This is a genomic window from Roseococcus sp. SDR (assembly GCF_019083995.1).
Classification (GTDB): domain Bacteria; phylum Pseudomonadota; class Alphaproteobacteria; order Acetobacterales; family Acetobacteraceae; genus Roseococcus.
This window is the reverse complement of the sequence record NZ_JAHRCU010000020.1, coordinates 66,406-78,620: the sequence shown is the minus strand read 5'-3', so window position 1 is coordinate 78,620 and position 12,215 is coordinate 66,406. Positions and strand designations below refer to the sequence as shown.

Below are 12,215 nucleotides of genomic sequence, written 5' to 3'. Positions count from 1 at the left end.
ATGGACACCCTCCCGCCCGGCGCCTGGCTGCCCATCACCTTCGCGGTGCTGATGGCGGTCGCCATGCTGCTCTATGCCGTGCTGGACGGCTTCGACCTCGGCGTCGGCATCCTGCTGCGCGCGACCGAGGATGAACCGACGCGGGACCGGATGGTGGCCAGCATCGGCCCCTTCTGGGACGCGAACGAGACCTGGCTGGTGCTGGGCGTCGGCCTCCTCCTCGTTGCCTTCCCGGCCGCGCATGGGCTCATCCTCACCGCGCTCTACATCCCGGTCGCGCTGATGCTGATGGGGCTGATCCTGCGCGGCGTGGCCTTCGAGTTCCGCGCCAAGGCGCCCGCGCCGCAGAAGCCGCGCTGGGACATGGTCTTCCAGGGCGGCTCCATCATCGCCGCCTTCAGCCAGGGCTGGATGCTGGGCAGCTACATCCTGGGCTTCGCCGAGGGCTGGCTCGCCTTCGGCTTCGCCATGCTGACGGGCGTCTTCACCGTTTCGGCCTATGCGCTGATCGGCGCCTGCTGGCTGGTCTGGCGCGGCGAGGGCGCGCTGCAGCTGCTGGCCGCGCAATGGGCGCGCCGCGCCCTCTATATCAGCTGGGCCGGCGTGCTGGTGGTGAGCGCCACCACGCCCATCGTCAGCCCGCGCATCTTCGAACGCTGGTTCAGCCTGCCCGAGCTGCTGGGCCTGGCCCCCATCCCGCTCGCCACCGGCGGCCTCTTCCTGCTGCTGCACATCTTCCTGCGCCGCTTCCCGCGCGTGGACAACAGCCTGGACTGGGTGCCCTTCGCGGCGACGGCCGCGATCTTCGTGCTCTGCTTCCAGGGCCTCGCCTACAGCTTCTGGCCCTATGTGGTGCCCGAGAAGCTCACCATCTTCGCCGCGGCCAGCGCGCCGGAATCGCTGAAGATCATCCTGGTCGGCGCGCTCGCCGTGCTGCCGATGATCGGGCTCTACACCTTCTTCATCTGGCGCATCTTCGGCGGCAAGGCGCGGGAGCTGAGATACTATTGATGCCCTCAGACGCCGGGCGCGCGCATCCGCGCGCTTGGCTTCGGGATGCTGAGGCATCCCGCCGGCCGCACGTGCGGCCGGATTCGTTGAACGCAGCCCCGGGCTTGAGGGGGCAATTCGATCGGCCCGCGCCCTGTCGGCCCTTCGGGCCGAAGCTCAGCTCCGCTGCACCGCTTCCACGCCGCCCGGCGTGGGCAGGCCGCGGCGGCGGAGGCAGTCATTGTAGAGGCGGCGCTCTTCCTGGTTCTCCTGGTTCTGCAGGAAGCGCACCTGCGTCTGGTTCGTCATGTTGGACTGCCGCGCCACATCGCGCTCCGCCGTGCGCCGCGCCTCATCCCGGCAGACCGGATCCGTCATGATCGGCGGCGCCGCCACGGGCTCGAGGCTGGTGCAGGCCACCAGCAAAGGCAGCGCGGCGAGGGGGAGGATGCGAAGCGCGTTCATCATGCCGAAAGCCAATCCTCGATCAGGCGCCGCGCGATGGAATCCGCGCGCGGCAAGGAGAACCCAAGCTCCTGGTGGCGGCGCAGCTCATCCCGCGTGAACCAGCGCGCATCCTTCAGCTCCTCGGGATCAATCGTGATCTCCTCGCTCAGCCCCTCGGCATGGAAGCCGATCATGATCGAGGCCGGAAAGGGCCAGGGCTGCGAGGAATGATAGCTCACATGGCCGACCTGGATGCCGGCCTCCTCCATCACCTCGCGCCGCACCGCCTCCTCGAAGCTCTCGCCCGGCTCCACGAAGCCGGCCAGCGTCGAATACATGGTCACGTTCGGGAAGCGATGCGAATGGCCGAGCAGACAGGCATCGCCGCGCACCACCAGCATGATCACGGCGGGGTCCGTGCGCGGGAAATGCTGCGCGCCGCAGCCCGTGCATTGCAGGGCATTGCCCGCGCTGCGCGGCTCGGTCGTCGAACCACAGACGCCGCAATAGCGGTGCTTCACGCGCCAATGCATCAGCCCCCGCGCATGGGCCAGCACGCTCGCCTCGCCCTCGGGCAGCAGGCCCGCCACGCCGCGCAGGTCGGAGAAGCTGCCCATCCCCTCCGGCAGCAGCGGGAGCGGGTCATCCGCGTGCGAGCAATCCACGGCGAAGACCGGCCGCTGGTCCCACAGCCCGAGGAAGGCCCAGGGGCCGCCCGCCATGCGCACCGCCTCGGCGCCGCCACGGCTCAGCAGCACGGCTTCCGGCCTGCCCTGTTCCACCCCCAGCATGAGGCTGCGGCTGCGCCAGACCGGCACGAAGAGCGCCGCCTCATCGGCCAGCGCCGCGGCGATGAAGCCCTCATCGTCGCGCTGCCCGGAGCAGCGATCGAGCGGGCTGCCGGTGTACACATTGGCGCGGCTGGCGGGAATCATGAGCATGGCCAGAGCCTAACGCGGATGCGCGCGCCCGGAAATCCCGGGCCGGCTTGACCCATGCCGCCGCCCCGCGCGACGCTCGCGGCCGGAGGCGCCGGTCGCACCCTCGAAGGGATGCACCGCATGACCAAGCTGACCCGCCGCGCCCTGCTCGCGGCCCCCGCCCTGCTGGCCGCCAGCCCCGCGCTGGCCTTCCCCGACCGTTCGCTGCGCATCGTCTCGGGCTTCCCGCCCGGCGGCACGAACGACATCGTGGCCCGCGCGCTGGCCGCGCCGCTCGCCACCGTGCTCGGCCAGCCCGTCGTGGTGGAAAACCGGCCCGGCGCGGGCGGTGGCGTGGGGGCGGCGGCCGTGGCGCGCGCGGCACCCGATGGCCACACGCTCTATCTCGGCATCGTGGACACGCAATCCATCAACCCGCTCACCTATCGCCGCCTCGCCTATGATCCGGAGCGCGACTTCGCGCCGATCAGCCTCGTCACCAACGTGCCCTTCGCCATGATCGCCGGCCCCGCCCGCCCACAGATCACCGACATGGCGAGCCTGATCGCCGCGGCGAAAGCCGCGCCGGGCCAGCTCACCTATGCGAGCTGGGGGGTGGGCAGCACGCCGCATCTCGCCTTCCTCCGCCTCGCCCAGCGCGAGGGGATCGACATGCTGCACGTCCCCTTCGGCGGGCCGCCGGCGGCCGTGCTCTCCATGATGAACGGCCAGGTGGATGTCATGATGCTGGGCGCGGGCAATGCCGAATCCTTCGCGCGCGACGCCCGCATCCGCGTCATCGCCACCGTGGCGCCCGAGCGGCTGGAACTCCTGCCCCAGGTGCCGACGCTGAAGGAGCAGGGCTTCGACATGCCCATGGGCCTCTGGCAGGCGCTCTACGCCCCCGCCCGGACGCCGGAACCCATCCTCGCGCGCCTCACCGCGGCGACGCATGAGGCGATGCGCGCCCCCTCCTTCATCGAGGTGATGCGCACCCAGGGCGCAAAACCGGCGCCGACCAGCCCGTCCGACCTGCTGGCCCTGCAGCGCGCGGAGCGGGAGGCCTATGGCTCGGTCGTGCGCTCGCTCAACCTGGTGCTGGATTGAGGCCCGCGCCCTGCGGGTGAGCGCCCGGGCGCGCCACCGGTTGCGCGGGCGCGCGATTCAGGCTGCGCTGCCGGCCACGACCACGGAAGGAGGCCTGCCATGCGTATGATCCTTGCCGCAGGGCTCGCCCTGCTTGTTCCGGCCGCCGGCGCCCTCGCGCAGGATCCGGCGCCCCCCGCGCAGGGGCTTCTGCAGGGAGCCGAGGCCGGCGACATCGCCTGCTATCTGCGCCTGCGCGACGATCATGGCCGCAGCCGAAACGTGATGGCGGAGTTCGAGATCTGCGAGAAAGCCGGCCCTCTCATCGGCCAGCGGGTGGCCTTGAGCTGGCGGCAGGGCCGCGTGCAGCACCCCGCCTGCCAGGGCAATCCCGATTGCCGGCGCTCGCAGCAGGTGATGCTGGTGACGGCGATGACGCCGGTCAGACGCCCCTGAGGCAATTCACCCTGAGCCGGGCGCCCCTGGATCAGACGGCTCGCAGCTCGCCGCCCCATTCGCGCAGCAATTCGGCCAGGGCCTCATTGGGCGCGGGCGCCACGAGCAGATCGGGCCGCAGCAGCCGCAGCAGATCCTCGCCCCCGTGATCCGCGCCGATGGCCACCAGGTCCACCTCGGGCCGGGCGGCCATCAGGCCCGCCATCTCGCCCTCATCCTGCACGCCCACCAGCAGCCGGTCGCACCAGCGGCGCGCCTGTTCCGTGATGGATTCCGGAATCGGCTGGCCATTGACCTGCAGCAGCCCGATGCGCCAGCCGCGATGCCGCCAGCGCTCGATCACCTCGGCGGCGAGCGGCAGGGAAACCAGCTTGCGCATCGCGGTGCGGCCCGGCGCCAGGCCTTCCAGCAACTCCTCGGCGCGCACGGGCGCGATGCCCGATTTGCGGCTGACGATGCCCAGCGCCAATGCGGCCAGCCGCGCCACGGAAGCGAGCGAAAGCCCGGTGGCGAGGCCCGCCGCCACCACGGCCACCACGGCGTCACCGCCACCCGCCGGGTCATGCACTTCCGACGCCTCGGCGCGGAAATGGCGCACCGTCTCGCTGCCATCGGCCTCGCGCTCGACGAGCGTCAGGCCGTCCGGCGCGCGCGGCACCAGCACGGCACGGAAATCATGGGCGCGCAGCAATTGGCTCGCCGCCAACGCCACCGAGGCCTCGTCCCGCACCGGCATGCCGGTGGCGCCGGCCAGCTCCTCGGGCTCGGGGATGATGAGGTCGGCGCCGGCGAAGCGGCCATGGTCGCCGCCCTTGGGGTCCACCACGACACGGCGATTGGCAGCGCGCGCCGAGGCGATCAGCCGCGCCGGGATGTCTCCCGCCAGCACACCCTTCCGGTAGTCGGAGAGCACCAGCGTCGTCGTCGCGGCGACGGCGTCGGAGGCGATCTTCACCAGGCGGTCGGCCAGGCGCGGATGGATGGGCGCGGCCTGTTCGCGGTCGGTCCGCAGCAGATGCTGCCCGCCTGAGACGAAGCGCGTCTTGGTGGTGGTGGTGCGCCCGCCCTGCACCAGCAGCCAGGGCTCGACGCGGGGCTGCCCACCGATCAGGCCGGTCAGGTCGCTGCCCGCATTGTCGTCGCCCACCACCGAGACGAAGGCGACGGCCGCGCCCAGCGCGGTGAGGTTGCGGACCACATTGCCCGCGCCGCCCGGCAGCACGACCTCGCGCTCGACGGTCAGGACCGGGACCGGCGCCTCGGGGCTGATGCGGCTGACGCTGCCATGGACGTAGCGATCCACCATCGCATCGCCGACGACGAGAACGGCGCCGCGCGCCATGGCGCGCACCGCATCCGCCAGCTGTGCGGGCGTCACGGCGTCTCGTCCGGTCGTGGCGGGGGGCAACCTGGCTGGCATCTCGTCTTTGGGTAGCCCAGCCGGGGCCGCGGCCGCAACTGATTGTGACGGAATCTTTCACATGCCCTGCCTAAACATTGATTAAGGCTTCAGCGGTATCTCCCTGTTTTGGCGCAGGAGGTGCCACCCGCATGACCATCCCAGCCCCCCAGATCCCCGCCTGGCGCAACACCCTGGCAACCTCCCTGGCCGCCCTGCCGGCCGGTGGCCTGGCGATCCTGCAGCCCGCGCAGGGTCCGCGCGCGGCGCGCCGCCTGGCCCGGGCCCTGCTCGAGGAGGCAGCGGTGCTTGGCGGTGGGCAGGTGTTGGGATTGCCGGGAGGAGACCTGCTGCTGACGGCCGCGCCCGGCCCGGCCCAGCGCGCCGCCCGTGCCATCGCGGACCTCACCGGCCTGCCGCCGGACAGTTTTCCCTTGCCGGAAGCGGAGCAGCCGCTCCTCGCCCGGGCCGAGGCCGCCGCCCTCGCCACGCCCACACCCGCCTGGACCCTCGCCGCCCTGGAGGCGCATGTGGCGCGGATGCCGCTGGAGGGGGCGGCGCGCCTCACCCTGTTCGCCAGCGGCACCGGCAGCCATCCGGTGGCCCAGCGGCTCGGCCCCGCTCCCCTCGGCCTGGATGACCCGGAGCTCGAGGCGCTGGCGCGCGAGGCGCTGTGCCGCCGCCTGCTGGCCGCCCTGACCGACCCCGGCATGCGCGGCCAGCTCCCGCCGCTGCGCCCCGGCCTGCGCCTGATCCTCGACCTGCCGCAGGGCGGGCTGCCGGGCGGCGCCTTGCGCGCCGGGCCGCCGGGCGATCCGGACGGACCGCTGGCCCTGCTGCCGCTGGCCGCCCTCGCCACGCCCGCCGCCTTCGCCCAGAGCACGGCGGCGCTGCGCGCGGCGGGGTGGGCGATCGGCCTGCTGGCCAATGACGCCGCCGCCCCGGCCGAGCTCGAACTGCCCGAGATCACCTGGGTGATCCCGGCCGCCGCCGCCCCGCCACGGCACCCGCCCGCGCGGCTCATCGCACTCGGGCGGCCGGTGCCAGCCTGGTGCCGGGCGCCGGGCATCCTGCACGAGGGCGTCGCATGAACGCCCTCACGCTCCCGCCATCCCCCCTCGCCGGACCGGATCCCGCAACCACCCCGCGCGACGCCATGGCCTTGGCCGCCCTGGCCCGGGATTGCGTCAATTCCGGCGTGGAGCGGCGGGTGCTGCATGTCCGCCTCTCCCTCATCCCCAACCGCCTGCGCGAACCGCGGCATGACCGCCTGGTGCGGGAGGCGCTGGAGCCCCTGCTGCGGCCGACGCGCGCGCGCCTCTATGAATTGCCGGGTGGCGATCTCGTCGCTCTGTCGCCCCCGCCCGGTGACCACCTGGAGGAGGCGCGGCGCGGCCTCGCGCGGCTGCTGCCGGAGATCCCGGCGGAAACGCTGCTGCCGGTGATGCGCCTGCCCGCCGAGGCCGCCCGGCTGCTGACCGTGGTCGAGGCGGCGCTGGGCCTGGATGACCCCGGCGAGGAGCCGCCCGCCCCCGCCCCCAGCGGCCTGCCCCCGCCCGGCGCGGCGGAGATGGACGCGGCCACCCGCGCGCTGGCCACCGCCAATCTGGCCGCCTTCCTCCGCCGCCAGACCATCTGGCGCCTCGCCCCCGGCGATGCCAGGCCGCAGCCCCTCTGGACCGAACTGCGGCCCTGCCTGCCGGACCTCGCCGCCGCCCTGCTGCCGGGGCGGGATGTCAGCGCCGCCCCATGGCTGGCCCGGCGCTTCCGCGTCGCCGCCGAGCGCCGCATGCTGGCAGAACTGGCCCGCCCGCAGGAGGCGCGGGCGCTGGGCGATGCCTGCCTGCCGCTCAGCCTGGCCAGCCTGCTGGAGACGGAGTTCCTCCGGCTGGAGGCGCTGCTCGGCCCGGCCGGGCGCGGCAGGGTGCTGCTCGGCGTCCCGGCGGCCGACCAGCTGGCCGATCCGGCCGGCTTCGCGCTGCTGCGCCGCCTGGCCGCCGCCCGCGGCTGGGCCCTCGCGCTGGACGAAGCGGAGCCGGAGCTGCTGCGCCTCTTCCGGCCGGAGGCGCTGCAAGGCCTGCAATTGCGGCTGCGCTTCACCCCATCCCTGCTCGCCGGCGACGGCACCGCCCGCACCCGGCTGGACGCCGCCCTGCCGGCCGGGCGCGAGGGCGTGGTCCTGACCGGCGCGGACAGTCCGGCGGCGATCGCCTGGGGCTGGCAGCGCGGCATCATCCGCTTCATGGGCCGCGTGCTGGACGGACGCTGAGCATGGCCGGTTTGCGACGCCTCAACGCGCGGGGGGCCGGCCCTGTGCCACAGGTCGAGGGCAAGAGGAGACAACCATGCCCCGGACCGAACTGCGCGGGCTCGACCAGCAACCCGAGAGCCACATCATCATCCCACGCAAGGGCCGCAGGTCACTGAAGCTCTGCTGGCGGCCCGGTCAGCCCATGGATGGCTGGACCTGGATGCGCATCCCGCCGGCCGCCCGGCTGGAGATCCCACGCGCCGAATGGCCCGAGAAGGCGCCCGAGCTCGAATTGCTGCCGGGCGACCTGCCGCCGCATGGCTGCACCCTGGTGGACGCCGGCCGCAAGGCGCGCCGCCGCTAGGGCATTCGGGCGCGCATGGCAGGCTTGCGGCGCGAATTTCCCCCATGGACTCGCCGGCCCGGCCGTGGTTTATGCGCGCCACCCTGCCGCCGGCGTTGGCACGCCCGCGGCTATGCCCGCTTGCGCGCCACGATCCCCGTAGCCGCCAGGGCTGAGCAGCCATAGGGAGAGACCATGCCACTCTACGAATGCGTGTTCATCGCGCGCAATGACGTCACCCAGCAGCAGGTCGAGACGATCGCCGACAATATCGGCACGACGCTCGGCGAGCAGGGCGGCGCCGTCGTCAAGCGCGAGTACTGGGGCCTGCGCGGCCTCGCCTACAAGGTGAAGAAGAACCGCAAGGGGCATTACATGCTCCTCGGCATCAACGCCCCCGCCCCCGCCATGCAGGAAGTCGTCCGCCAGCTCGGCCTGAACGAGGACGTGCTGCGCGAGCTGACGATCCGCGTCGAGGAGATCGACCCCGAGACGCCGTCCGCCATCCTCGCCAAGCGCGCCGATGACCGTGACCGCGAGCGCGGCTTCCGTGGGCCCAAGCCCGCTGGCCGCTTCGGCTCGGGCCGCGCCGCCGGTGGCCGCGACGATCGTGAGGAATTCCGGGCTCGTCCGCGCGACGAGATGGACCTCAACCTGAACGACGAGATGTGAGACGATGAGCGACACCGCCGAACCCAACATCGCCAATCGCCGCGCCGCCGTCGGCGCGCGCCGTCCCTTCTATCGCCGCCGCAAGTCCTGCCCCTTCTCGGGCCCGCAGGCGCCGAAGATCGACCACAAGGATGTGCGCCTCCTGTCGCGCTTCCTGAGCGAGCGCGGCAAGATCGTGCCCAGCCGCATCACCGCCGTCAGCGGCAAGAAGCAGCGCGAACTGGCCAACGCCATCAAGCGCGCCCGCTTCCTGGCCCTGCTGCCCTACGTGATCAACGACTGATCACCCGAGCGGGCGAGTGGCACAGAGCGCAAATCCTGGCGGGGCTTTTGGCCAGCCCGGCGCCCTCGCGGCGGGTGCCGCGGGGCTGTGCTCGGCCGTGCTCGCCCTCTGGGCGATGCGCGGCATGCCGCTGGGCGGGCTGCTGCTCTGGGTGACGCCGCTGCCGCTGTTTGCGGCGGGCCTCGCCTTCGGGGCCCGCACGGCCATCCTCGCCATCGCCATCGCGGCCATCGCTGTGCTGTTCGGCAGCTCCATGATCGGGCTCGCCGTCTTCCTCGCCGTCTTCGGCGTGCCGGTGGCGCTGATCACCGGCACCGCCGTCCAGGCGGGGCGGATGGACCTCTCCCTCCCGCTCGCCATCCTCGGCATCTGGCCGGTGGTGGTGCTGGGGCTTCTCGCGGCTTCCGTCTCCGACCTGGAAGGCGAGATGCGGGCCGCGGTGGAGATGGGGGTGCGCCGCATGGGCGTGGCCCTGCCCGAAGGCATGGTGGGGCAGATCGCACAGGTGAAGGCGGCGGCGGCCGGCTTCTGGATGGCGCTGCTCATGGTCGGCAACGGCGCGGCCGCGCAGAACCTCGTCACCCGTCAGGGCCTGGCGCTCCACGCCACCCCGCCGGCCGAGGATCTGCGCCTGCCCGGCTGGTACCTGCCTCTGCCGCTGGTGGGCCTGGCCCTCTGGACGGTGGTCGGCGGCGCGGTCGCGCTCTCGGCCATGCTGATCCTGCTGGTGCCGGTCTTCCTGCTGGGTGTGGCCAGCATCCACCGGCTGCTGCGCGGGCGCCCCGGGCGCCTCGCCTTCCTCATCGGCTTCTACATGCTGATGCTGCTCTTTCTCCAGATTATGGCCCCGCTGATGGTCGGCGTGGGTCTCTATGACCAAATTCGGCGGCGCGCGATGCCGCCCCAAACCTGATCTGAGGCGTGCCATGATTGAACTCATCCTGATGCAGCGTGTGGACAAGCTCGGCCAGATGGGCGAGCTGGTGAAGGTGAAGCCCGGCTACGCGCGCAACTTCCTGCTGCCCGGCGGCAAGGCCGTGCGCGCCACCAAGGCGAACCTCGCCCGCTTCGAGGCCGACCGCGCGCAGCTTGAGGCCCAGAACCTCAAGCGCCGCGAAGAGGCCGAGCGCGTGGCCGAGCGCATGGAGGGCCTGTCCATCATCCTCATCCGCTCCGCGGGTGAGAGCGGCAACCTCTACGGCTCCGTCTCCGCGCGCGACATCGCCGATGGCTGCACCGCCGCCGGCCTCTCCGTGCACCGCTCGCAGGTGCTGGTGGACGCGCCGATCAAGATGCTGGGCCTGACCACGGTGCGCGTCGAGCTGCACCCCGAGGTGATGCTGCCCGTCGTCGTGAACGTCGCCCGCTCGCCGGAAGAGGCGGAGAAGCAGGCCCGCGGCGAGGAGATCGCCCGCGAGGAGGAGATCACCCTCGAGGACGAGCTGGTGGCCGAGCTGGGCGCCGCCACCCGCGAGTAATTCCTTCGCCCCGGCGAGGAGATGGGAAAGGGGGCCGCGAGGCCCCCTTTTTCGTGGGCGGCGCCATTACGTCAGTGCATTTGACATATCGGCCCGCCACCAGCGAGGCTCCACGGCATGGAATACGCCCTCGCCCTGATCGGCTTCGCGCTTGCCACCTCGGGCACGCCGGGCCCCAACACGCTGATGGTGACGGCCAGCGCCGCGCGCTTCGGCATCGCGCGCGTCATGCCACACATGCTGGGCATCACCATCGGCTTTCCGGCCATGATCGTGGCGGTCGCGCTCGGCCTCGGCCTGCCCTTCGCGCAGATCCCCGGCCTGCACCGCGCGATGCAGGCCCTCGGCGCCGCCTGGCTGCTCTGGCTGGCCTGGAAGATCGCGAGCGCGCCGGTCGGAGCGGCGCCCGAGACACCCGCCCGGCCGCCGCTCGGCTTTTTCGGTGCCGCCGCCTTCCAATGGGTGAACCCCAAGGCCTGGATGATCGCCCTCGCGGCGCTGCCCGCCTTCACCGTGCCGGGCCAGCCCATCCTGCCGCAGGCGCTGGTGATCGCGGCGGTGTTCGCGCTGGTCTCCATGCCCTGCCTGCTCTTCTGGGCCTGGATCGGCCGCGCGGCGGGACATTGGCTGGGCCAGGGTGCCAAGCTGCGCGCCTTCAACATCGTGATGGCGGTGCTGCTGGTGCTCAGCCTGCTGCCACTGGCCTTGGACTAGAGCCATTTCACCGCCAGCAAAGACGGTGAAACGGCTCCAGCATATTGTTTTCACGCATTTTCCGAGTCGCCAAGCAAAGCTGCCTGGCTTGAAAATGCTCTAGACAGCGCGGGAACGCCCGCGCCACGCAAACGCCCCCGGCCCGAGCAGTGCGAGCGAAATCAGCGCCATGGTCCAGAAGGCCGGATACTCCCAGCCACCATGGGTCGAACTGTAGATCCAGCCATTGCCGAATTGCTGGCGCACGATCCCTGCCATCAGCCCGGCCAGCACCAGCGCCACCCAGCGTGTCTGCCAACCCAGGATGAGCAGGATGCCGCCCAGCGCCTCCAGCCCGGTCACGAACCAAGCGAACCAGGCCGGATAGCCCTGGCTGACGAACCAGGGCACCACATGCACCATCCCCGCCGTCCAGATCTTCCAGACAAACGCATGCGCCAGGAACAGCACGCCCATGGTCACGCGCAGCAGCAAGGCCGCATAGGGAGCCGTGGCGGGCATCAGCGGACCTCCGCCGTCGTGGGAGGCGCCGCTGCCGCGGCAACGCGCTGACGGCCGAGCCAGGCCCAGCCCTCCGGCGGCAGCATGGCGAGCACGGCGAAGCGGCCCTCACCCTCCGGCCGCAGCACCACGGCGGCCCCCTGGGGCTGCGGCGCCGGGCCGCCCGCGCCCATCATGTGGTAGGAATGGCCGATCAGGACCCAGTTTCCCGCGAAACCCGGCTCCGGCAGCAATTGCCGCAGCGCGGCGCCCATCGCGCGATGCGCCGCCGCATCCACGTGGCGCGGCAGGGAAAGGCCCATCTCAGGCTCGGCCCGGCCGAAAGCCAGCGCTGCGGTCTCCAGGGTCCGGCAATAGGGGCTCGCCAGCACGCGACTGACCGGAATGCCCAGCTCCCTGAAGGCGGCGCCGATCGCCACCGCCTGGGCGCGGCCCGTCGCGTCCAGGTTGCGCTGGGTCGCGCAATCGCCCAGCACGGCATTCATCTGGTCCGGCGCGGAACTGCCCGTCTCGGCGTGGCGGAGGAAGATGACGAGCCCCCCCTCGCGCAGGGCGGCGAGCAGGCCGGGTTCGGCCCGGACGGCCGGGGCGCCAAGACCCAGGAGGAGCAGGGCGAGGAGGATCAGGCGAGGCGTCATGCCATGCCACATGGGGGAAAGATTGCCGCTCCGCAAT

16 protein-coding genes are annotated in these 12,215 nt (G+C 72.2%); 11 read left to right on the top strand and 5 right to left on the bottom strand.

The features are described from left to right. A complete protein-coding gene (locus KTR66_RS19785; RefSeq protein WP_213615644.1) occupies positions 1–1,011 on the top strand; it encodes a cytochrome d ubiquinol oxidase subunit II in 1,011 nt (336 codons plus the stop codon). Between the two features lie 156 nt (positions 1,012–1,167). Here KTR66_RS19785 and KTR66_RS19780 read toward each other — a convergent pair whose 3' ends face one another. Beyond that, positions 1,168–1,458, bottom strand: a complete 291-nt coding sequence (locus KTR66_RS19780) for a phosphoribosylamine--glycine ligase (RefSeq protein WP_213615642.1) — start codon at positions 1,456–1,458, stop codon at positions 1,168–1,170. Continuing rightward, positions 1,455–2,378, bottom strand: a complete 924-nt coding sequence (gene nudC, locus KTR66_RS19775; RefSeq protein ID WP_213615640.1) for an NAD(+) diphosphatase — start codon at positions 2,376–2,378, stop codon at positions 1,455–1,457. The genes KTR66_RS19780 and nudC overlap by 4 nt, the downstream gene beginning before the upstream one ends. Positions 2,379–2,498: 120 nt before the next feature. On the opposite strand from nudC, the gene KTR66_RS19770 reads away from it, so the two are divergent. Together KTR66_RS19770 and KTR66_RS19765 are read left to right on the top strand one after the other, a co-directional pair. Further along, positions 2,499–3,464, top strand: coding sequence for a tripartite tricarboxylate transporter substrate binding protein (locus KTR66_RS19770; protein ID WP_213615638.1), 966 nt, complete (start codon positions 2,499–2,501; stop codon positions 3,462–3,464). Between the two features lie 99 nt (positions 3,465–3,563). Continuing rightward, positions 3,564–3,899, top strand: coding sequence for a hypothetical protein (locus KTR66_RS19765; RefSeq protein WP_213615636.1), 336 nt, complete (start codon positions 3,564–3,566; stop codon positions 3,897–3,899). Positions 3,900–3,930: 31 nt separating this feature from the next. Here KTR66_RS19765 and KTR66_RS19760 read toward each other — a convergent pair whose 3' ends face one another. Further along, positions 3,931–5,277: a bifunctional heptose 7-phosphate kinase/heptose 1-phosphate adenyltransferase gene (locus KTR66_RS19760; protein ID WP_371819174.1), complete on the bottom strand. Its 1,347-nt coding sequence runs from the start codon at positions 5,275–5,277 to the stop codon at positions 3,931–3,933. Positions 5,278–5,450: 173 nt separating this feature from the next. Between KTR66_RS19760 and KTR66_RS19755 the strand changes: the two genes are divergently transcribed. The 8 genes from KTR66_RS19755 (at position 5,451) to KTR66_RS19720 (ending at position 11,039) form a co-directional block, all read left to right on the top strand. Beyond that, the gene (locus tag KTR66_RS19755; protein WP_213615632.1) at positions 5,451–6,389 is read left to right on the top strand and encodes a hypothetical protein; all 939 of its coding nucleotides are present in this window, start codon (positions 5,451–5,453) and stop codon (positions 6,387–6,389) included. After that, the gene (locus KTR66_RS19750; RefSeq protein ID WP_213615630.1) at positions 6,386–7,567 is read left to right on the top strand and encodes a hypothetical protein; all 1,182 of its coding nucleotides are present in this window, start codon (positions 6,386–6,388) and stop codon (positions 7,565–7,567) included. The genes KTR66_RS19755 and KTR66_RS19750 overlap by 4 nt, the downstream gene beginning before the upstream one ends. Before the next feature lie 76 nt (positions 7,568–7,643). Beyond that, positions 7,644–7,913, top strand: a complete 270-nt coding sequence (locus tag KTR66_RS19745) for a hypothetical protein (protein WP_213615628.1) — start codon at positions 7,644–7,646, stop codon at positions 7,911–7,913. Between the two features lie 174 nt (positions 7,914–8,087). Further along, entirely contained in the window at positions 8,088–8,564 is a 477-nt protein-coding gene (gene rpsF, locus KTR66_RS19740; RefSeq protein WP_213615626.1) for a 30S ribosomal protein S6, read from the top strand. Between the two features lie 4 nt (positions 8,565–8,568). Continuing rightward, positions 8,569–8,847 carry a 30S ribosomal protein S18 gene (rpsR, locus tag KTR66_RS19735; protein WP_213615624.1) on the top strand — a complete coding sequence of 93 codons (279 nt, stop codon included), beginning with the start codon at positions 8,569–8,571 and terminating at the stop codon, positions 8,845–8,847. 16 nt (positions 8,848–8,863) lie between these two features. Continuing rightward, positions 8,864–9,760: a hypothetical protein gene (locus tag KTR66_RS19730; RefSeq protein WP_213615622.1), complete on the top strand. Its 897-nt coding sequence runs from the start codon at positions 8,864–8,866 to the stop codon at positions 9,758–9,760. Positions 9,761–9,773: 13 nt separating this feature from the next. Beyond that, positions 9,774–10,325 carry a 50S ribosomal protein L9 gene (gene rplI, locus KTR66_RS19725; protein ID WP_213615620.1) on the top strand — a complete coding sequence of 184 codons (552 nt, stop codon included), beginning with the start codon at positions 9,774–9,776 and terminating at the stop codon, positions 10,323–10,325. Positions 10,326–10,442: 117 nt separating this feature from the next. Next, the gene (locus tag KTR66_RS19720) at positions 10,443–11,039 is read left to right on the top strand and encodes a LysE family translocator (RefSeq protein WP_213615618.1); all 597 of its coding nucleotides are present in this window, start codon (positions 10,443–10,445) and stop codon (positions 11,037–11,039) included. A gap of 99 nt (positions 11,040–11,138) precedes the next feature. On the opposite strand, the gene KTR66_RS19715 is transcribed toward KTR66_RS19720, so the two are convergent. Then, positions 11,139–11,540, bottom strand: a complete 402-nt coding sequence (locus tag KTR66_RS19715) for a DoxX family protein (RefSeq protein WP_213615616.1) — start codon at positions 11,538–11,540, stop codon at positions 11,139–11,141. Then, the gene (locus KTR66_RS19710) at positions 11,540–12,178 is read right to left on the bottom strand and encodes a histidine phosphatase family protein (RefSeq protein ID WP_213615614.1); all 639 of its coding nucleotides are present in this window, start codon (positions 12,176–12,178) and stop codon (positions 11,540–11,542) included. The genes KTR66_RS19715 and KTR66_RS19710 overlap by 1 nt, the downstream gene beginning before the upstream one ends. Positions 12,179–12,215: the final 37 nt, after the last annotated feature.